This window comes from Thermophagus sp. OGC60D27, assembly GCF_052400625.1.
Taxonomy (GTDB): Bacteria; Bacteroidota; Bacteroidia; order Bacteroidales; family Marinilabiliaceae; genus Thermophagus.
In genome coordinates, this window is record NZ_JBQTGH010000006.1 from 268,869 (window position 1) to 288,291 (window position 19,423).

17 protein-coding genes and 1 tRNA gene are annotated in these 19,423 nt (G+C 39.0%); 8 read left to right on the forward strand and 10 right to left on the reverse strand.

Going from position 1 to position 19,423, the window contains the following annotated elements; translation table 11 throughout:
- The first annotated feature begins 2 nt into the window (after window positions 1–2).
- From ACT29H_RS09475 to ACT29H_RS09500, 6 genes are all read left to right on the forward strand, one after another.
- Window positions 3–440, forward strand: coding sequence for a hypothetical protein (locus tag ACT29H_RS09475; protein ID WP_444821382.1), 438 nt, complete (start codon window positions 3–5; stop codon window positions 438–440).
- An 18-nt stretch (window positions 441–458) separates the two neighbouring features.
- Window positions 459–4,082, forward strand: coding sequence for a phage tail tape measure protein (locus tag ACT29H_RS09480; protein ID WP_444821383.1), 3,624 nt, complete (start codon window positions 459–461; stop codon window positions 4,080–4,082).
- Window positions 4,083–4,140: 58 nt separating this feature from the next.
- A complete protein-coding gene (locus ACT29H_RS09485) occupies window positions 4,141–4,542 on the forward strand; it encodes a hypothetical protein (RefSeq protein WP_444821384.1) in 402 nt (133 codons plus the stop codon).
- A 104-nt stretch (window positions 4,543–4,646) separates the two neighbouring features.
- Complete coding sequence (locus ACT29H_RS09490) at window positions 4,647–5,396, forward strand: 3'-5' exonuclease (RefSeq protein ID WP_444821385.1); 750 nt, start codon at window positions 4,647–4,649, stop codon at window positions 5,394–5,396.
- Window positions 5,397–5,745: 349 nt separating this feature from the next.
- Window positions 5,746–6,327: a phage antirepressor N-terminal domain-containing protein gene (locus ACT29H_RS09495; RefSeq protein ID WP_444821386.1), complete on the forward strand. Its 582-nt coding sequence runs from the start codon at window positions 5,746–5,748 to the stop codon at window positions 6,325–6,327.
- Window positions 6,324–6,620: a hypothetical protein gene (locus ACT29H_RS09500; RefSeq protein WP_444821387.1), complete on the forward strand. Its 297-nt coding sequence runs from the start codon at window positions 6,324–6,326 to the stop codon at window positions 6,618–6,620. Before ACT29H_RS09495 ends, ACT29H_RS09500 begins: the two co-directional genes overlap by 4 nt.
- Window positions 6,621–6,678: 58 nt before the next feature.
- Here ACT29H_RS09500 and ACT29H_RS09505 read toward each other — a convergent pair whose 3' ends face one another.
- From ACT29H_RS09505 to ACT29H_RS09535, 7 genes are all read right to left on the reverse strand, one after another.
- Window positions 6,679–7,881 carry a tyrosine-type recombinase/integrase gene (locus ACT29H_RS09505; protein ID WP_444821388.1) on the reverse strand — a complete coding sequence of 401 codons (1,203 nt, stop codon included), beginning with the start codon at window positions 7,879–7,881 and terminating at the stop codon, window positions 6,679–6,681.
- Between the two features lie 127 nt (window positions 7,882–8,008).
- Window positions 8,009–8,082, reverse strand: a tRNA-Pro gene (locus ACT29H_RS09510).
- 229 nt (window positions 8,083–8,311) lie between these two features.
- Complete coding sequence (locus ACT29H_RS09515; RefSeq protein ID WP_444821389.1) at window positions 8,312–9,742, reverse strand: dicarboxylate/amino acid:cation symporter; 1,431 nt, start codon at window positions 9,740–9,742, stop codon at window positions 8,312–8,314.
- Between the two features lie 218 nt (window positions 9,743–9,960).
- The gene (aroC, locus tag ACT29H_RS09520) at window positions 9,961–11,031 is read right to left on the reverse strand and encodes a chorismate synthase (RefSeq protein ID WP_444821390.1); all 1,071 of its coding nucleotides are present in this window, start codon (window positions 11,029–11,031) and stop codon (window positions 9,961–9,963) included.
- 107 nt (window positions 11,032–11,138) lie between these two features.
- Window positions 11,139–11,660, reverse strand: a complete 522-nt coding sequence (locus ACT29H_RS09525; protein ID WP_444821391.1) for an FKBP-type peptidyl-prolyl cis-trans isomerase — start codon at window positions 11,658–11,660, stop codon at window positions 11,139–11,141.
- 106 nt (window positions 11,661–11,766) lie between these two features.
- Window positions 11,767–12,501: a cell division ATP-binding protein FtsE gene (locus ACT29H_RS09530; RefSeq protein WP_444821392.1), complete on the reverse strand. Its 735-nt coding sequence runs from the start codon at window positions 12,499–12,501 to the stop codon at window positions 11,767–11,769.
- Window positions 12,502–12,572: 71 nt separating this feature from the next.
- Complete coding sequence (locus tag ACT29H_RS09535; RefSeq protein WP_444821393.1) at window positions 12,573–13,769, reverse strand: pyridoxal phosphate-dependent aminotransferase; 1,197 nt, start codon at window positions 13,767–13,769, stop codon at window positions 12,573–12,575.
- A 644-nt stretch (window positions 13,770–14,413) separates the two neighbouring features.
- Between ACT29H_RS09535 and ACT29H_RS09540 the strand changes: the two genes are divergently transcribed.
- Entirely contained in the window at window positions 14,414–14,938 is a 525-nt protein-coding gene (locus ACT29H_RS09540; protein ID WP_444821394.1) for a DUF7935 family protein, read from the forward strand.
- Between the two features lie 178 nt (window positions 14,939–15,116).
- Here the strand turns inward: ACT29H_RS09540 and ACT29H_RS09545 are convergent, their stop codons facing one another.
- Both ACT29H_RS09545 and ACT29H_RS09550 read right to left on the reverse strand, forming a co-directional pair.
- Window positions 15,117–16,307 (reverse strand): FprA family A-type flavoprotein, encoded by a 1,191-nt coding sequence (locus tag ACT29H_RS09545; RefSeq protein ID WP_444821395.1) that lies wholly within the window; start codon window positions 16,305–16,307, stop codon window positions 15,117–15,119.
- A 17-nt stretch (window positions 16,308–16,324) separates the two neighbouring features.
- Window positions 16,325–16,804 (reverse strand): SPOR domain-containing protein, encoded by a 480-nt coding sequence (locus ACT29H_RS09550; protein WP_444821396.1) that lies wholly within the window; start codon window positions 16,802–16,804, stop codon window positions 16,325–16,327.
- 318 nt (window positions 16,805–17,122) lie between these two features.
- On the opposite strand from ACT29H_RS09550, the gene mltG reads away from it, so the two are divergent.
- Complete coding sequence (gene mltG / locus ACT29H_RS09555) at window positions 17,123–18,193, forward strand: endolytic transglycosylase MltG (RefSeq protein WP_444821397.1); 1,071 nt, start codon at window positions 17,123–17,125, stop codon at window positions 18,191–18,193.
- 14 nt (window positions 18,194–18,207) lie between these two features.
- Here mltG and murB read toward each other — a convergent pair whose 3' ends face one another.
- Window positions 18,208–19,218: a UDP-N-acetylmuramate dehydrogenase gene (murB, locus tag ACT29H_RS09560; protein WP_444821398.1), complete on the reverse strand. Its 1,011-nt coding sequence runs from the start codon at window positions 19,216–19,218 to the stop codon at window positions 18,208–18,210.
- Window positions 19,219–19,423 lie beyond the last annotated feature (205 nt).

Consider the following 19,423-nt stretch of genomic DNA (forward strand, 5'->3'; position numbering starts at 1 on the left):
AAATGGATGTAGAGGTTATTTATAAAGGCATTGACGATTTTAACCGCGAAGTAAAACAATGGGGTGATAAGGTAAAATCCCTATTGAAGAGCAATGTAAAAAGTATGGCCACAAAAGGTACGGGAAGTTTAGCCAAGAAGATTGGGGCCAATTATCGAAAACCTGACGGAGAAATAGAAAGTATCTCATACAAATTCCCCAGATACGGTATTTTCTTTGCCAAAGGCGTTGGCCGCGGACACGTAATGCAAAACGGCCGTGTTGTAAGAGGAATAAAAAACAACAAAACAGTGACACTCACCGGTGGCACCATTAACCGAGAACCAAAAGACTGGTTTAACAGTACTGTTGACAAAACAACTTCAGAACTCGCTGATATAGTGGCAAAACATAAAGCCGATAAAGCAGCAATCAATTTAGCACATTTGAAAATTAAATAATTACATATCCTTAAAATCATGGCTAAAAGCGGAAAAGATGCAACCTACACTCGAAGGATAAACCTTTACATTAATGGTAAAGAAGTTCAAAATAATGTCGCTTCGATACGCAAAGAGATGCGAAAACTTATCGCTTCTCAAAATAATATGGTTGTTGGTAGCGAAAAATATAATAAGACTGGCCAAAAAATAATCCAGTTAAATGCCATTTTAAAAAAACATAGAGACAGTTTATACAAAACGGGTGAACAATGGCATTATGCCAAAAATTCAATTGGTGATTATAAAAAAAGACTTGAAGAAACAAGAAAATCTTTAGAAAGTTTAGAGGTTGGGTCGGAACGATATAACAAAAAATTAAAAGAATATCACGAGCTCTCTGAAAAACTCAAACAAGCTGAAAGTGACAAGTCCAGTTTTATAGGAAATAAAAACAGTATAGCCGGCATTGAAAATGAAATGCAAAAACTAATTGCAGCCCAAAAGAAAATGACAATTGGCAGCACAGAGTACGTCAATACCGGCAAAAAAATAAAAGAATTAGATGCAACATTAAAGCAACACAAACAAGAAATTTATGGAACAACAACACGATGGGGATTATTAAGCGATAAGGTCAAGGCATTTAAAACTATTGCTGTTGCTGCAATTGGAACCGCCGTTGCTAAAGTTTTTGGAACTATAACAAAAAAATCAAGAGAATTTGAAGATGCCCTTTCCTCCCTGTCTTCTATTACAGGGGCAACTGGCAGAGATTTGTCCTTTTATTCAGACGAAGCGATAAGATTAGGGCAAGCCTCTACTCAAAGTGCGACACAGGTTGTTAAAGCCATGGAGCTTATTGGTTCTGCAAAACCTGATTTGTTAAAAAATAAAGAAGCACTTGCCGAAGTAACGGAACAAACCATTGTGCTTGCCGAGGCAGCAGGTCTTTCGATGCCTGAGGCCTCAAAAGCCTTAACCCAGGCTATGAATCAATTTTCTTTGCCCGCAAGTGAATCAGCAAAGCTTATTAATGTCTTAGCGGCAGGTTCCAAAGAGGGTGCTGCTGCAATCCCGGATATAACATCTGCTATTTTGAAATTTGGAACAGTGGCCAATAGTGCCAATATTAGTGTAGAAGAAAGTGTTGGGTTAATTGAAACATTGGCCGAAAAAGGTATTGTTGGGTCGGAAGCTGGTACAAATTTAAGAAACGTACTTCTTGAACTTCAGAAGGGTGCTGATGACACAAACCCGGCTGTTGTCGGATTAAGTACCGCTCTCAAAAATTTAGCAGAACAGAACCTTTCTTCTGCCGAAATGACTGAACGTTTTGGAAAAGAAAATGTAGTAGCAGCGAAAATTCTGACAGAAAATGCCGATATGGTTGAGCGCTACACAAAATCGGTAACAGGAACATCCGTTGCTTACGAACAACAAATTAAACAAACTAACAACCTTTCCGGTGCCTGGACAAAATTTTTAAATAAAGTAAACGCACTTATCCTCGGAATTAGTCAAAATTCAAATTTCACCGGGTTCCTTGCCAGCATTGTCAGAGGGGCAAGCAAGGTTGTAGATGTATTTACGGCATGGACAAAGACCGGAATCGAAAAGAAAATTAGAGAAGAACAAAAAGAGGTGAATATTCTTGCATCACGATTAACCGATGCTAATACAACAACTGAAGAAAGACGAAAATTATTGGAAAAATTAAGAGATATTTCACCTACAATTGTCAAAGGATTGGAAGCTGAAAACCTAAACTATAGCAAACTGCAGGAAAACATCAAAGCTTATAATAAAGAATTAACTAATAGAATTATAATTGCCAACCTTCAGGAAGAAGAAGAAAAAGCAATGGCAGAACTTGCCCAGGCACGAGTATCTGAAGCTAAACAATGGCTGAGGATACAAACAGAAATGGTTAAAATTAACCAGGAAATTGCCTTATCGGAAGGGACACGTGAGGAAAAGCTAAATAAAATTATAGATAAATTAAAGGAAGAAGTCAAACTTCAGGAAGAAGCCGGTATTGCTGGAGAAAGAACTTCATATACTTCCTATGGGGGTTCTACACAAACAAGGGACACGAGGACCAAGGAGCAAAAAGACCTTGAAAAATTGTTAACTTACAGAACATGGTTAAACAATGCCATTAAAGAAAGAAATGAGCTTGAAGAAAAAACGGCAAATTATTCTGAAAGAGTAGCTCAATTAAGAGAAATTCTTGGCCTAAATCAACAAATAGAAGAAGTGACTAATGAAGCCAATAATAACACATTTGGTGATGATAAAACATCTACAGATGAACAGGAAGAAATCGAATTAAAAGCACTATATGAAAGAAAAAGAGAGCTTGAAGAACAACTGGCAGAAGAGATAAAGAAAATTCGCCGTGAACTTGAGCTCGATGCCATGAGCGAACAGGAGCGTGAACGTGCATTAATTGAAGAAAAATACAATGAATTACAAGAAGAGGCAGAACAGCATGAATTTTGGGAGGATTATAAAAAAGACGTAACCGAACTCAAACAGAAAGAAATAGCTGCACACGAGGAAAAATGGAACAAGAAGAGGCTCGATTCCAGGCGTGAGCTGGAAGAAAAAATACAGGAATTGTTACTGGAAGGAAAAGAAAAAGAAGAAGCCGCTATCCGGAAAAAGTTTACAACTGTCATCGAAGAAGCAGAAAAAGCCGGGCTTGCCACAGAAGAGTTATATAAAAAAATGCAAGAGGAAATTGATGCTTTGGATGAAGATGGTAGAGATGCACTTGGACAAACGCCCGATAAATGGGAAGAGCTTCATAATAATTTGAGAACTGCCATGCAATACATCGACCAAATTGGCAGTATTTGGAGCAGCATAAATCAAATTCAAAGCAACAAAGAACAACAGGCTTTTAATCAATATGAAGAAAACATTGACGCACAAAAACAACTTTTAAACGATCGTCTTGAAGAAGGATTAATAAGCCAGGAACAATATAATGCCAGGGTTGCCAATTTAGACGCCAATTTGGAAGAAAAGCGGGAGGAAATGGCTGCCAAACAAGCCGAACGAGAAAAAAGGCTTCGCATTTTCGAAGCTACAATAAATACGGCAGCTGCCGTGGTTGAAGCTTTGCCAAACATCCCTCTTTCAATTTTAGTGGGTGCGGCCGGAGCCGCTCAAATTGCAGCAATAGCCAGCGAGCCGCTTCCCGAGTATGCCGAAGGCGGATATACACGAGGTGACAGAATTTACAGAGCGGGTGAAAAAGGAAGAGAGTGGATAGCCAGCAACGACATGCTTATGGACCCTTACACGGGTCCCATTATCCGAATGTTGGAAGATATTCGACAAAGAAAAGTGCCGTCAAGCATCTTTGCACCGGCACAGCCTAATGTGGATGAAATCAAAAAAAGTGTTCCGGCTTTCGAAAAAGGCGGATATACCAATATAGCTCCGGCAATAGAAACTCCCTCAGCCCAAACAACTATAACAGTCAGCGATACAGAAACAATTGCAGCAATGAAGCAAATGGCAAAAGATATGAGAGAATTAAAGGCTTTTATGTCCGATCCACGAAATCGCCAGGCTGTTATTAATTACAACACACTTAAACGGCAAACTAATGAAGATGATTTAAGGGGGACAATTGGCAAAGTGAAATAAAAGGGAAAAAAAGAATCTTTTTTAAATTTATCCCATCATTCACTTAAAAATTGTTATTATGAAACATTTATTTTTAATCCTATTCCTTGTGATGATGGGCTCGACAGCCTTTAGTCAGTTCAAAGAATTGCCCGATGTACAGTACGAAAAGCACGGGGTGTCATACACCGTTAATGGTGAATATAGCACCCAGCAACTTGCCGCACAGTTGGCACACACTAATTTTTGTATTAACAAGTTTCACCGATTACGAAAGGCTTCCAGAATTGTCGGATATACAGGCTTTTCATTGGTATTAATAGGCTTAAGCATGGAAGAAGATACCGGTGTTTTTCTTTCTGGAGTTGGTGGTGCATTTGGCTTTATTAGCTGGACACTATCATTATCTGCTGAAAAATGGCTAAAAAGAGCTTCTATTAAACCAACACAATACGGTGCTACTTTTGTTTTTGAATTTTAAAACCATATAATCGGTTATCCCAATCTTTCACTCCTTAACTCTTCCCTATTTGATATTTACTCATCAACAGTTTTAAAGAGGCTGTTGCAAAAAATTATCGCTCTATGTTGTTTTTATTAGCATTTTCCATAATCTTATTAATAATGATAATCAACAAATTAACTAAACCTAAATCTCGAAGCACTAATAAAGTAAAACCATCAACTACTCTGATTACCGATTCCAAAACCGGGGAACCTGAATATTTTATTTTTGACGTAGAAACATCAGGTTTACCACGATTCAGACAAGCCAAAGCATCAAATACCAGAGCATGGCCTAGAGCTGTTCAAGTATCCTGGATATTATTGGATGCTGAATTAGCTATCATAAAACAGGAATCTCACATTATTAAACCACATAAATTTAAAATCCCTGAAGAAGCGGCAAAAGTCCATGGTATTACTCACGAAAAAGCCATGGCTGAAGGGAAGTCAGTAAATGAAGTTTTTCCAATATTTATTGAAGATTTGGATAAATGCAGCACGGTTGTTTGTCACAATGCCGTGTTTGATGTCTCTGTAATGGAATCGGAATTTAAACGTCATGCTTACGGTCAAAGCATTGTTTACATAAAAAAAATACACTGCACAATGATTGAGGGTACTAAGTATTGCAAAATACCAAGCGATTTCGGAAGAGGGTATAAATACCCGAAACTGGAGGAATTATATCAATTTGTAACAGGCGATTGGAAGCTTAAGAAATTACCCAAAATGCACGATGCTGCCAATGATGCTTTGGTAACTGCCATTTGTTTTAAAGCGATGAAAGGCGAGAATGTAAAATTCAAAAACATAAAACTAACCTATTAAAACAGGCTTAAATTGTTGTAATTACCCGAATAATGCCATAACATCAAATCATTTTTTTGCATTTTAAAAAATCATTCGTACTTTTGTAATGCATTAACAATTCAATTAGGGGGCAGAGATGCCCACTGTCTTGCCGATAGTGGTTTTTTTATATCCAAAAATTGGCAACGTTCTTTTAAATTAATGATATTTTTATAGTCATTACATTATTATGATGTAATTGGCAAGATACGGCGGCGTATCTCCCGTGGATTGGTTGTAATGGCCATTCCAAGCCCCTTAATTGGTGTTAATGCAGCGGGTCAGATACGCCGCTTTTCTGTATCTATAATTTAAATGCATTAACACCATGAGAAAACAAGTACATGAAGCCACTTCTACGGTGGTGGCAAAAGTAAACGATGTAAAAATCGTTGTAATTGAAAATGGCGAAAAACGGGTAGCCATTAAACCTATTTGTGAGGCTTTGGGAATAGATATCGATAGCCAAAGACAGAAACTTCAAAAAGATGAAATTCTAAGTTCAGTTACGGTGCTGAGCACCGCAACTGGATCGGATGGAAAAACCTACAAAATGGTAACCATACCCTTCAAATATGTATTTGGATGGTTGTTTACCATCAACCCCAAAAACGTAAGGCCCGAGGCCCGCGAAACTGTTACCAAATACAAATTGGCATGTTACGATGCCCTGTATAACCACTTTGCTGCTCAAAACGAGTTCCTGGAACAAAGACAAAAGGCCATAGATGCCCACCTGGAACGCGTAAAAAAAATACGAGCCGAGTTTAACCATGCCAAAGAAGAACTAAAAAAAGCCAATGAAGCACTGGAAGAGGTACGCAGAATAAGTTTTCATGAATGGTTAAACGAAAAACGGCAGTTTACTATCCCCTTTCCCGAATATGCCGAGGAAGGAGGTGAGTCATGAATGCAAAAATTCAACATAACTCCGACCATATTGAAGTAAATGGCTGCAAATTAACAACTGAGATGATTGAAAGAATGAAGTCGTTCCAGGAAGACGATTACTTGTCAAGAGTGCAGCAAAACATCTCAGAGGTTCTTTTATTCCTTCTTCTCTCCGACCGCGGCGATATGACACCCGAACCGCCTTCCAAAGAACGCATCGATGACATTGCAAGTCGTTTGTCATTATTTATTAGAGAAATTGAAGACCTAAAATTACCCAGGCATCTGCGCAATTATGCCGATGGTGATTAATCGGAGCGTCCGCCAACGCATAAAAAAAGGAGTGCCGCCACACTCCTTTTTTTATGCGTTATAATTCTGGGTAATGGTCTCGTATCGAAGTTATCCTCCTGCCCCCTTTGCGTTTCAAATAAGCAGAAGTTGTACTCAGACTTGTATGTCCCATTTGGTCCGAAATATCTTTAACCGGAATACCGCTTTCGCTGGCCAATGTTCCGCCGGTATGTTTCCAACTGTATAATTTGTACTCGCGTGGCATTTGAAGGGCGTCTCTAAATTTATTAAACCTGTATCTTAAATTATTTTTACCCAAATGCTGCGGTCCGGGCATGCCGTTTTTGCCAAACACATAATAATGCCGAGGGAAAGTATGAAGCTTATATGTATTCCGTAATTTAGCCAGGAAGTGTCTCGGAATTTCTTTTACATTTTCCCTTCTTGTTTTGAAATGATTCCGGTCAATAAAAATTAATCCCCTGGCAAAATCTATGTCATCAATTTTAAGTAGCCTCAATTCTCTTCCTGGGCGTAAATAGCAATAAAACTCAAATTCAATAGCCATCCAAAGCTGCGGATCTGCCTCTGGAATTATTTTTTTAAACGCCTCAATGTCGGAACTAAAAACCGGTCGAGGAGCTTCATCATTAATCCTGTTGCATTCCGGAATATTGTAAACCGGATTTATTCTTAAATCCTCATTTGTTATAACAAATTCAAAGAGAGAAAATAAAATCTGTTTATACTTACCAATACTGTTTCCAGACAATTGACGTTCGTCAATCAGAAACCGAAAGAACTCTATTATTAATTTATTTGATATGGCTGAAATATCGTTTCCAGATTCCCCCCTTGCATCTACCCAAGCATTAAAAGTCCTAACCTTGCTGGTATAGCTCTGCAGTGTAGCCGGTTTTACCTTACCTTTGATGCTTTCAAGAAACTTGTTTGAATAATAATTGAGAGTTCGATTTGAAGATCTGCGCTTTGAATAGATATCGGACAATCCTTTGTATTGAAGTGAATCTTCGTATATGACCTCAGTCTCGTCAACAAAAGGCGTCCATCCTGAAAGTAACTTTTGCCTATACTCTTCAATAAGTCTTTCCGCCTCTGCTCGTCTCGCTTTTGCTGATTTGATACTGTTTAACTTTCCACTGCGTTTAAAGCGGACCATTTTGTCAGAACGCGGATCCCTAACGGAAAAGTAAACAAACCATTTTTTGCCTGCCGGAGCATGAAGCTTCGGCAGGATTACCATCTTTTTTCTTCTCATTTGATTTTTTGTTTATGCGTCCGCCAACGCTTAAAATCCTTAAAATCAATGCAAAGACAAAAAGGCAGGTAATTCAATTTCCAATACACTTACAACACACTGTAAGCAAGATAGTTATTAAAAATTGTCGGGGTGGCGGGATTCGAACCCACGACTTCGTCGTCCCGAACGACGCGCGCTACCGGGCTGCGCTACACCCCGAAGCTCCAATGCTTCTTAATTCGGGCACAAAAATATGCTTTTTTTATAAAAATGCCGTTAAATTTCCATGTTATTTTTCAAGAAATGCCGAAAAAAATAAAGCCAAATCCGGGATTCGTAGAACTACTAAATATTAATCAGGCAGATAGTGTTTATTGGCCTCAGACAAATAAATCAATGAAATTACCAAAGACATGTTAATACGCCTTTCGTAGAATAAAAACTTGCATTATTTCACTTTTTCGTCCGACAAGGCATTTTGATGATCAAAGTGTGTAGTTTTATCAACCAACGAACAGACCGTTGCATCTCCGGTAACATTAACCACCGTTCGCAACATATCCAATATTCGATCAACCGGCAAAATGATTCCAATCCATGCAGGATTCAATCCAACGGAACTTAACACCACCATAAGCATAATCACACCGGCCCCGGGAATAGCAGCAGCTCCAATACTTGCAAGAGTTGCAGTTAAGACAACCGTCAATTGCTGCCCCAGATTAAGATCCACCATGTGCATTTGCGCTAAAAAAATCACTGCAACTGCCTGATAAAGGCTTGTTCCGTCCATGTTGACGGTAGCGCCTATAGGTAACACAAAACTAGAGATCCGTTTATCAACCTTAAGATTCTCCTCTACACATTCTATGGTGACCGGCAAGGTGGCGGCGCTACTACTGGTTGTAAAAGCCAACATTTGGGCAGGACTAATTCCTTTTAAAAAATCTTTAAAAGAAAGTCCTCTTACAAACAATCCCATAAAGGCAGGATAAACTATAAACGCCATAATCAGCAACCCCGCAACAACCACCAAAACATACCAGGTAAGGCCTTTAAACAGCTCCAGAACACGAGCAGGATTATCTCCGGCCATTTGATTCACCATCCCGGCCATAAGAGCGAAGACAAAAAATGGTGCGGCTTTCATAATCAAATCCACCATCTTTAAAAACACTTCCGCTATGGCATCCAAAATGCCTTTCAATTGGGTTACACTATCCTTTTCTACAAATAGAATAGCAATCCCAAAGAATATTCCGAAAAAAATAACCTGAAGCATATTTCTGTTATCACCCAGACTTAGGAAAAGATTGTCGGGCACCATCTTTTCCAGAAAAACCAACGGACCTTCCGCTTCGGCTTTCTGTGCTGACTCCAGTTGGTTTCTGACTTCATCACTCTCTTCAAATCCTCGTCGTGAAGCTACTTGTTGCAACACTTCTGCATATACCGAATCCTGTGATAACCAACGGCCATCATTGGGGGCTTGCCCCTGATCAATGAGCCATAACTCGTATCCCAACCTGTTTTCAACACGAGCATTTTCATCCATCGTTTTTCCGGGAGAAACAACGTTGACCAGCAACAAACCTACGGAAACAGAGATAGTGGTGGTGGCCAAATAGAGAAGTAGAGTTTTCCCTCCCAACCTTCCCAAATCTTTAGGATTCCCCAGACTTACTATTCCCCCCATTATGGAAAATAAAACTAGGGGAACGGCAATAAGCTTGAGAAGACTTATGAATATCCGCCCCCATGGGGCAATCCAACTTTCCGTAAAATGTGTCCACCCAAACCAGCTGCTTAGCACAGCCCATATAATACCCAAAATAAGTCCGATGATAATTTTCCAGTGCAGCGGTAAGTTCTTAAGCATCCTATTTATTATGAAGTGTTAAAATCGGAATCAAAAACAACTTCGAACAGAGACCTCCTCTTCCATTCCTACAACTTTTATCTACGTTATTTGTTGGATGGAACTCGTATGACCACTATTTATACGTTTTCTTGTTGTGACAAATTTAGTTGGTCATGCTCGTTTCATTCATCTTAATAACCCAAAATTCTATCTTCTTTTTATTCTATAATTTGAAATTATTGATACGTTTTATTCATCAACCAGGCATCGGCGATGACCATCGCAGCCATTGCTTCCACGATAGGCACAGCACGAGGCACAACACAGGGATCATGCCGCCCTCGGGCTTTCATAATTGCTTCATTACCCTGTTTATCCACTGTAAATTGATCTTTCAGGATGGTTGCCACCGGTTTAAAAGCGACCCTAAAAACAATATCTTCACCATTTGAGATGCCTCCCTGAATACCTCCCGAACGGTTGGTTTTAGTTCTGATTTTTCCTTCATGCGAAAAAAATTCATCATTATGCTGCGATCCACGCATGGACGCAGCCTGAAACCCCATTCCATATTCAAATCCCTTCACAGCATTAATAGAAAGCATTGCTTGTCCCAGCTTGGCATGAAGCTTATCAAAAACCGGATCTCCCAAACCAGCAGGTACATTTTTAATTATACAGCTAACAACACCACCTACTGAATCCTGCTGTTTCCTGACTTCATTAATATAGTCGATCATACGTTGAGCAGTGTTGGGATCAGGACACCGAACCGGAGTCGATTCAATGGTCGAAAGGCTTGAAGGAATACCTGTTAAGGCAATTTCTCCCACCTGTGATACAAAAGCGATAATTTCAAGTCCGACATCACGCAACATTAATTTGGCTACGGCTCCGGCAACAACCCTTGCAATGGTTTCTCTGGCGGAAGAACGCCCACCTCCCCGATGATCCCTTATACCATATTTTGCATCATAGGTATAATCGGCATGAGAAGGTCGATATAAATCTTTAAGATTATCATAATCAGCTGATTTTTGATCCTTATTCCAGATAACAAAAGCCAAGGGAGTTCCTGTTGCTTTTCCATCAAATACTCCGGAAATAAACTCCACCCGATCTTTTTCATCTCGAGGAGTGGTAATATTGGATTGCCCGGGTCGTCGGCGGTCCAACTCCTGCTGAATAAAATCCAAATCAAGCACCAAACCGGGTGTGACCCCTTCAATAATACCGCCAATTCCCTTTCCATGGGATTCACCAAAGGAAGTCAGCTTAAACAAAGTTCCAAATGTATTGCCTGCCATTTTTTAATCTTTTTGAATGGGATAAAAATAACGGATCACCTCAACATGAGCAAAAAAAAGGTGTTCCATCATTAATGAAACACCTCACTAAGTAGTAATTCTTTATCTTAGCAACTACAACCGTCACCACAGCTACCGGAACAACTACCACCCACAGCTTCAACTAATTCCTGTTCGGTGGCTTCTCTGACTTCCATTACTTTACCAGAAAAATGAAGATCATCACCTGCCAAAGGATGATTAAAATCCATTTTAACGGTCGCATCGGTAACTTCCAGAACCATTCCATTCAGGCGATTTCCCTGTGCATCTTGCATAGGTACCATATTGCCTATTTTGAGCAATGATTCATCAACTTGTCCGTTAACCTCAAAAATATTTTTTGGAAGATCAACTATTGCGTCGGCGTTAACTTCACCGTATGCTTCATGAGATTTCAGTACAAAATCAAAACTATCACCAGCTTTAAGGCCTTCCAGTTTTTTTTCGAACATCTCAATCATTTTACCGGCTCCAAATACAAATTGAAGGGGATTACCATCACCGGTCTCTTCAATCAGATCACCTTCCGCACCATTGAGACGCAACTGATATGAAAGCGATACAAATTTGTTTTTTCCAATTTCCATTCTGACTTTCTTTATGTTTTATTATTGATTGAGCAGCAAAGTAACAGAGATTTTTAGTCTAAATCAAATTCCTTCAAAAAGAATTCATGAGAAACACTTAAAATTTCTACTCATCCAACTGATTAAAATCAATCTCCTCGGCGACAAACTCCGACAATCGAGTATTCTGACAACGGATGGTTCGCCCTGGAAATTTCTTTATTAAACCGTAATTATGGGTCGCCATAACAACGGTTTTTCCTTCACTACAGATATTGTGCAGGAGTTCTAATAACTCATCGGATGTATCAGGATCCAAGTTTCCAGTAGGCTCATCAGCCAGAATTAAATTGGGTTGATTCAGCAAAGCTCTGGCGATCCCGACCCTTTGTTGTTCCCCTCCCGATAACTGATGCGGCATCTTATATCCTTTGTGTACCAGGTCAACTTTCGATAATACATCACGGATCTGATGATCCATTTCTTTCTGATTCTTCCATCCGGTGGCTTTCAGAATAAACAGTAAATTATCATATACATTGCGATCGGTCAACAACTGAAAATCCTGAAAAACAATCCCCATACGACGTCTGAGATAAGGCAGATCTCTGCTTCTAAGATCTTTCAAACGATATCCGGCCACAAAACCATATCCCTCTTTAAAAGGCAGGTCGCCATAAAACGTTTTTAACAAGCTTGATTTTCCGCTTCCGACTCTGCCAATGAGATAAACAAATTCACCTGGTTTAATGTGCAAGTTCACATCTCGCAAGATGATGTTTTCCCGTTGGCGAACCAAACCATCATTGATTTCGATAATATTGCCGTGGTTATTTACAACCGGAAGAGTTTCTTTCCCCATAATTTAATAATCTCTGTTATTGACTTTGGATAAAGGTAATTTGCTGTCTGGACATATCAAAAAACTATATACTATTTGAGTTTTGCCAAACTTTCTTTAATCCTTTTCATTGCATTGACTAATGACTGGTCATCACTGGCATAAGAAAACCGGATGCAATTATCACTTCCAAAGGCCGTGCCGGACACTGTGGCAACATGTCCTTCTTCAAGAAGATAAAAACTAAGGTCCTTCGAATTTTGAATGATTTTGCCATTATATGATTTACCCAAGAAGGCACTAATATTAGGAAATAAATAAAAAGCTCCGGCGGGTTTATTTATTTTAAGATCCGGGATATCTTTAGCCAGTTCCAGCACTAAGTCACGACGTCGTTTGAAGGCATCTACCATTTTTAAGGTTTCATCCAGAGGGCCATTTATTGCTGCCAAAGCGGCCCGTTGTGAAATAGTGCTGGTTCCAGAAGTGTATTGGCCTTGTAAACGAGAACATGCCGAGGCAATCCACTGAGGAGCTGCGATATACCCCAAACGCCACCCCGTCATAGCAAAACCTTTTGAAACCCCGTTAACGATAATTACCCGATCTTTCATCTCCTCAAAGGAAGCCAACGAATAATGCTTATCCTCGTAATTGATATACTCGTAAATCTCATCAGAAATTACAAACACGCGAGGATGTTTGGTCAGTACCCTCGCTAGACCCTTAAGCTCTTCCTGCGAATATACACTCCCGGAAGGATTACAGGGACTATTCAACAACAGCACTTTCGTTTTAGGGGTAATTGCTTGTTCCAACTGCTCAGGAGTAATTTTAAAATCCTGCTCAATATTGGCATGAATAAAGACCGAGATGCCACCTGCCAATTGCACCATCGCCGGATAGCTCACCCAATAAGGCGCAGGAATTATTACTTCATCCCCCGGATCGACCAATGAATAGATGGCATTAGACAATGCTTGTTTACCACCTGTTGAGACTACAATTTGCGATGGTTGGTAATCCAGATTATTATCTCTCTTAAATTTTTGTGCAATGGCCTCTCTCAGTTCTGGAATGCCAGGGACCGGCGGATAGTGCGTAAAGTTATCATCAATGGCCTGTTTTCCGGCTTCTTTAATATGCTCAGGAGTAGGAAAATCGGGTTCTCCCACACTAAGATTAATAATGTCAACCCCCTTACTTTGTAACTCGCGGCTACGCTGCGACATGGCTATTGTTTCCGACTCAGGCAAACGGGCAAGCCGATTTGACAAATTGCTGTTCATTAGTATAAAAGTTTTTCTAAATCATTAGTCTAATGGAACTCACATTCCTAAGTTTCATACATCCTATTTTCCCAAAAATCGGGACTAGCTATGGCAAACTCAGTTGCCATGCTCGTTTTTCTTTTATTTTTATAATGGTAATAAGTCCAAAATCTCTTTTTAAAAGTAACGATTCTCCTGATTCCTTATGGATGGAATAATTTTGTTGTAAACTTACCGTTCCTCGTTTTCCTGAAAATATCTCAATTCGGCATCCATTTAATCTATTGAAATAAATGAATAATAGATAATACATTGTATTCAAGGTTTTCAAAGCATTAGCCGCCGAATTTCGTTATAAATACAGCCCTTCTTAAGATGGCCCTATATTTTGCGACATTCCTGTTTTTCAGCTTTTCTCCTGCCATAAAAACACAAAAATAGACTTTTTTCCAGTGGTAACAATAACATAGATCATATTAAGGAAAATATGTTTTCGCGCAAAAAAACAGAGATAAAATAACTTTGATTAAGCAAACGTTGATTAGATTTGTCCCAAATGGCAATCTAAAATATCCAATAGTATAGTTTTTGTACTAATAGCGCTATATTTCTAATTAAAACAAACGTCACACATTTTAAAAACGACAAATTAATTTCTTAGGATGGAAACAACAGAATTCATTTGGAGTATTGGTCCTACAGTAATAATATCTGTATTTACACTGGTTTTGGTTAAATGGTTTCTCAATCAAGAAGCATCCAGACGAAAACAGGAGTTTATGCTGAAAGCGGAAGAAACCATATTGAAGCACCGCCTACAGGCATTTGAACGCCTGGCTCTGTTCTTGCAACGAATTTCTCCTGAATCTCTGGTATTAAGAGAGCAACGAAAAGACATGAATGCTTTTCAACTGCAAAATCAACTTTTGAAAAGTATCCGTTCGGAATTTAATCACAACTTAGCCATGCAAATTTACCTTCCCGCTGAAACCTGGGAACTCATTCGACAAGCCCGTGAGGAAGTTGCGAGGCTTATTAACACTTCTGCAGCCCAAATTCCTCCCAATGCCCCTTCTTTTGAATTGGGCAGACGAGTTATTGAAAATGCCGGAGAAGCGGCCAATCATGCTGTCAAAAAAGCACTTAATAGGTTGCAGAAAGACGTTGAAGAATTAGGCTTACATTAAAGATTTCCGTAGGGGATTTTATTCAAAAAAAGGCTGTCCCTGATTCAGAGACAGCCTTGGTCATAAAGGAAAGAAAAAAATACTTTGTTATTTCCTCGTTCTTGGAGTGGTTAATCTACAGATGCAAGATAAACTCTTAAAATACTTTTTGGAGAAAATTCCAACAATCTATAGACATTTAATTTTTTAATTTCTCGGCCAATAGTTTTCCTAACATACGACATTCGTCGTATTTAGTTTTCTTTAGAGCATGTTTTTCTTCTACCGGATGATCAATAATTTCCCAATTCAGGGATTCCCCAAACTCTTTCAATCTCTTAGTAGCGGTTCCAGCCCAGGTAAAAGATCCTAATATTCCAAGACAGTGATTCTTTACCCCCATATGTTGTATCTTATTGACTAATGCTTCCATATTGGGATGTAATCCATTATTATAAGTAGGGCTGGCCAAAACAACCCCTTTATATTTAAATATATCAGAAATAATAAACGATGAATGTGTTTTGGAAACATCGTATATTCTAATTTCTTTTATACCCTCTTCAGCCAAAGCCCGGGCAGTAACTTCCACCATATCTTCGGTATTTCCATACATAGAAGCGTAAGCAATCACCACACCTTGGTCTGTATCAAAACTACTCCAGCGATGATACCAATCGATAACCTCCTGAATATGGCTACGGATAATCGGCCCATGGGCCGCAGCAATCACTTTAATATCTAACCCTTTAAGTTTTTCAAGGGTTTTTTGGACAGGACTTCCAAATTTACCGACAATATTGGAATAATAACGACGCATCTCATCGTGGAAATAAGAAAAATCCATTTCATCATCAAAGACAGCGCCATCCAAAGTCCCAAAGCTACCGAAAGCATCGGCCGAAAACAAAACCTTTTTGGAAGCTTCATACGTCACCATCGTTTCGGGCCAGTGAACCATTGGAGCCATATAAAACTGAAGTTTATGCGATCCTAAATCCAACTCATCCCCTTCCTTAATCTCCAACACATTATCATGGATTCCAAAAAAGCCCTCTATCATTGGCAAGGTCTTTTTATTTCCTACAATTTTTATTTCGGGATATAAATTACGGATTATACTGACAGACCCTGCATGATCAGGTTCCATATGGTTAATAATCAAATAATCTATAGCTCTATCACCAATAATGGCACTAATTTTATTTATAAACTTTTCCACCTGACCAATCTCCACGGTATCAATAAGAGCTATCTTTTCATCTTTGATCAGGTATGAGTTATAGGCCACCCCCCTAGGTAAAGGCCACATGTTTTCAAACAGATGGGTGCGACGATCGTTTACCCCCACATAGAAAATATCGTCAAACAAACGAATAGGTTGATACATCTTTTATTTTGTTTTTATTATTGTTTTCTGATTAGTAACCATACATCACTATATTCAGGATAATTCTCCCGAATAGATCCGATATTCCGTCGAGCAGGATCTTCCTCATTGTAAGCGGCGACCGAAACCCTGAACAATCCCTTTTCATTTTCAAGGACAATCGGAACAAATCCTTTTTTGATAAGCGTTTCTTTGTAATTTTTTGCATTTTCCAGATAACGGAAAGAACCGATAATCACATAGTAATGATAAATGTTCTCACTTGTTTCCTTCACATCTACCGTGCGTACTTTTTCCTCCCTCACCACAATTGCAGGTTGTTCTTTTTGATCTGTTTTCGTGGTTCCGGAATTATGTTCTTCTCTGATTTCAATGCCGTCTTCTTTCACTCCTTCTGCAAAGGGCGATTCATTCATACGAGATGATCCCCTGCGCAATGAGCTACATGATCCAAAGACCAAAACAATGGCGCCCAATAACAAAACTTTTCTAATCATGATTTATACTCCCAATAAGATGAGATAATTCGCTTTTAACGGCATCAAAATTGCAAAAAAAAATCGGTGAGATCAAAAAAAAGAGTAAGTTGATAATACCAATAAAAACCTATATTTGCCAACAAAAATTACCTTATCCGAATAAGCTTAAACAGGTTTATTCGTTTACAAAGATGTTTATTTATGCATCACTCACATCTGCATATAATAAAGATTGTAATCTAATCGCTAACAAATAAACTCGCAATTATACACAATTGCAACATTTAGTCTAGAAAACATAAATTATTTTAATCCAGCAAGATCAAATTAAAAGGCATGGCGATAAAACAAAAAAATAACAAAAATATCGGTCGCAACCTGTTGCGTTATTTTATTGTCTCTGTAATGGTTGTCGGCATTGGAATCTACGCAATTTATAATCTCAAACACAAAATATTTGCGCCAAACGTAGTAATACAAGAGGGTAACACCTATAGCTTTTATATTCCCACAGGAGCTACCTATTCCGATGTCAGCGGATTACTGGAAATATCAGGGGTGGTAAAAAATCTGGAATCATTCAATTGGTTGGCAGAGAAAAAAGGCTATCCCGAAAAGATAAAACCTGGACACTACGTTTTGAAAAATGGGATGAACAATAACGAACTGGTAAACATGTTCAGGGGGGGACTTCAAACCCCTGTTCGTTTAACGTTCAGCAATGTTCGCACCAAACAACAACTGGCGGGTATTGTGTCAAATGTTATTGAGGCAGACTCTGCTTCCATTGCAACAGTTCTTAGTAATGATTCCATTTTATCTGAATTTGGATTTGACACAGCCACAGTTTATGCCATGATCATTCCAAACACCTACGAAATGTGGTGGAACAGTGATGCTCTTGACTTTCTGAAACGCATGCATCGAGAATTCAATAAATTCTGGACAGACAATAGACTGGAAAAAGCCAAACAAGCTGGACTTTCTCCTATTGGAGTTGCCACCTTGGCAAGCATTGTGGATGAAGAAACCGTTATGGAAGATGAAAAAAAGACCGTTGCAGGTCTTTATATCAACCGTCTAAAACGCAATATGCGCCTACAGGCAGACCCAACCATCAAATTCGTATTGGGTGACTTTTCAATTAACAGAGTGCTTTCAAAAGATTTAAAATTGGATTCCCCTTACAACACATATCTATATGCGGGTCTACCTCCAGGGCCCATCCGTTTTCCTTCAGTGAAAGGTATCGAAGCGGTATTAAATTTTGAGAAACATAATTATCTATATATGTGTGCAAAAGATGATTTTTCGGGCTATCATAACTTTGCCAAAACACTGCGCCAGCATAATATCAATGCAGCTCGCTATCGAAGAGCATTAAGGCAAAGACGAATCTGGCGTTAACCTTTTGGTGTCATTCACAGAATATTAACTTCAGGATCCAGCTTAATTCCAAATTTCTCTAATACATCCGATTGAATTTCACAGGCAAGGTCGGCAATTTCTTTTCCTGTTGCGCCCCCTTTATTGATGAGCACAAGTGCTTGCTTGTCATGAACTCCGGCATTCCCAATACATTTACCTTTCCATCCGGCCTTCTCAATCAGCCAACCGGCTGCCACTTTAAATCGGTTTTGTGCATGTGGATATCCCACAGCATCCGGATAATTTTGTTTTAGAGTTTCAAAAAGCGGCTTTTCCACTATTGGGTTTTTAAAGAAACTCCCGCCATTGCCAAGTTCATTGGGATCGGGCAGCTTCGACTTCCGAATGTCAATGATGGCATTTCTTATATTTTTCAAATTTGCCGGCCCACGCTTTTCCACCGCTTCTTTAACCTGTCCGTAATCTAACAGATATTTCGGTTTTTTACTTAATCTCAACACCAAATTGGTTATAACAACGTTGTTTTGAAGTGGCCCTTTAAAAATACTGTATCGATAGTCGTACATACACTCATTAACATCCATAGAAAAGACTTCTCCACTGTCCAAAAGAAATCCCTCCACCCGATCTACTACATCAGCGAGTTCCACGCCATAAGCCCCTATATTTTGAACTGCTGCAGCCCCTGCATTTCCAGGAATATAGGACAGATTTTCTATTCCTCCCAATCCCCTTTCAACACACCATGCAACACAATCGTCCCAATTTTCACCGGCTGAAATGTCAACTAAAACTGTATCCTTATTGTCTTCCAGCAACTCAATCCCTTTAAACGCAGGGAATAGAACTGTGCCATCAAAATCGCCTGTAAATAATAAATTGCTACCACCACCCAGAACCAGTTTTTTCGGATGCTTATCACTCTCCTTTTCAAGCCATTGCTTTAATTCCTTTTGGGTGTCAAATCTGTAAAACTTGCGGGTATATGCGACAACCCCGAAGGTGGTATAATCTTGGAGGGGATAATGATTATAATACTCCATTCAATCGACTTTTAAATATTTTATAGGACAAATTTAACGCTGTTCGTACAAATGCCCCTGCTTTTGGGCAAATATCTATACATGAAGCGTAATATTATAAGTAAGAAGGATGACCTGAATAAATTGTTGATGCAGATAATTCTTACCACATTTTATAACATACGTACCTTCAAAGCTTCATACGTCAATACAAAAGATTGAAAAT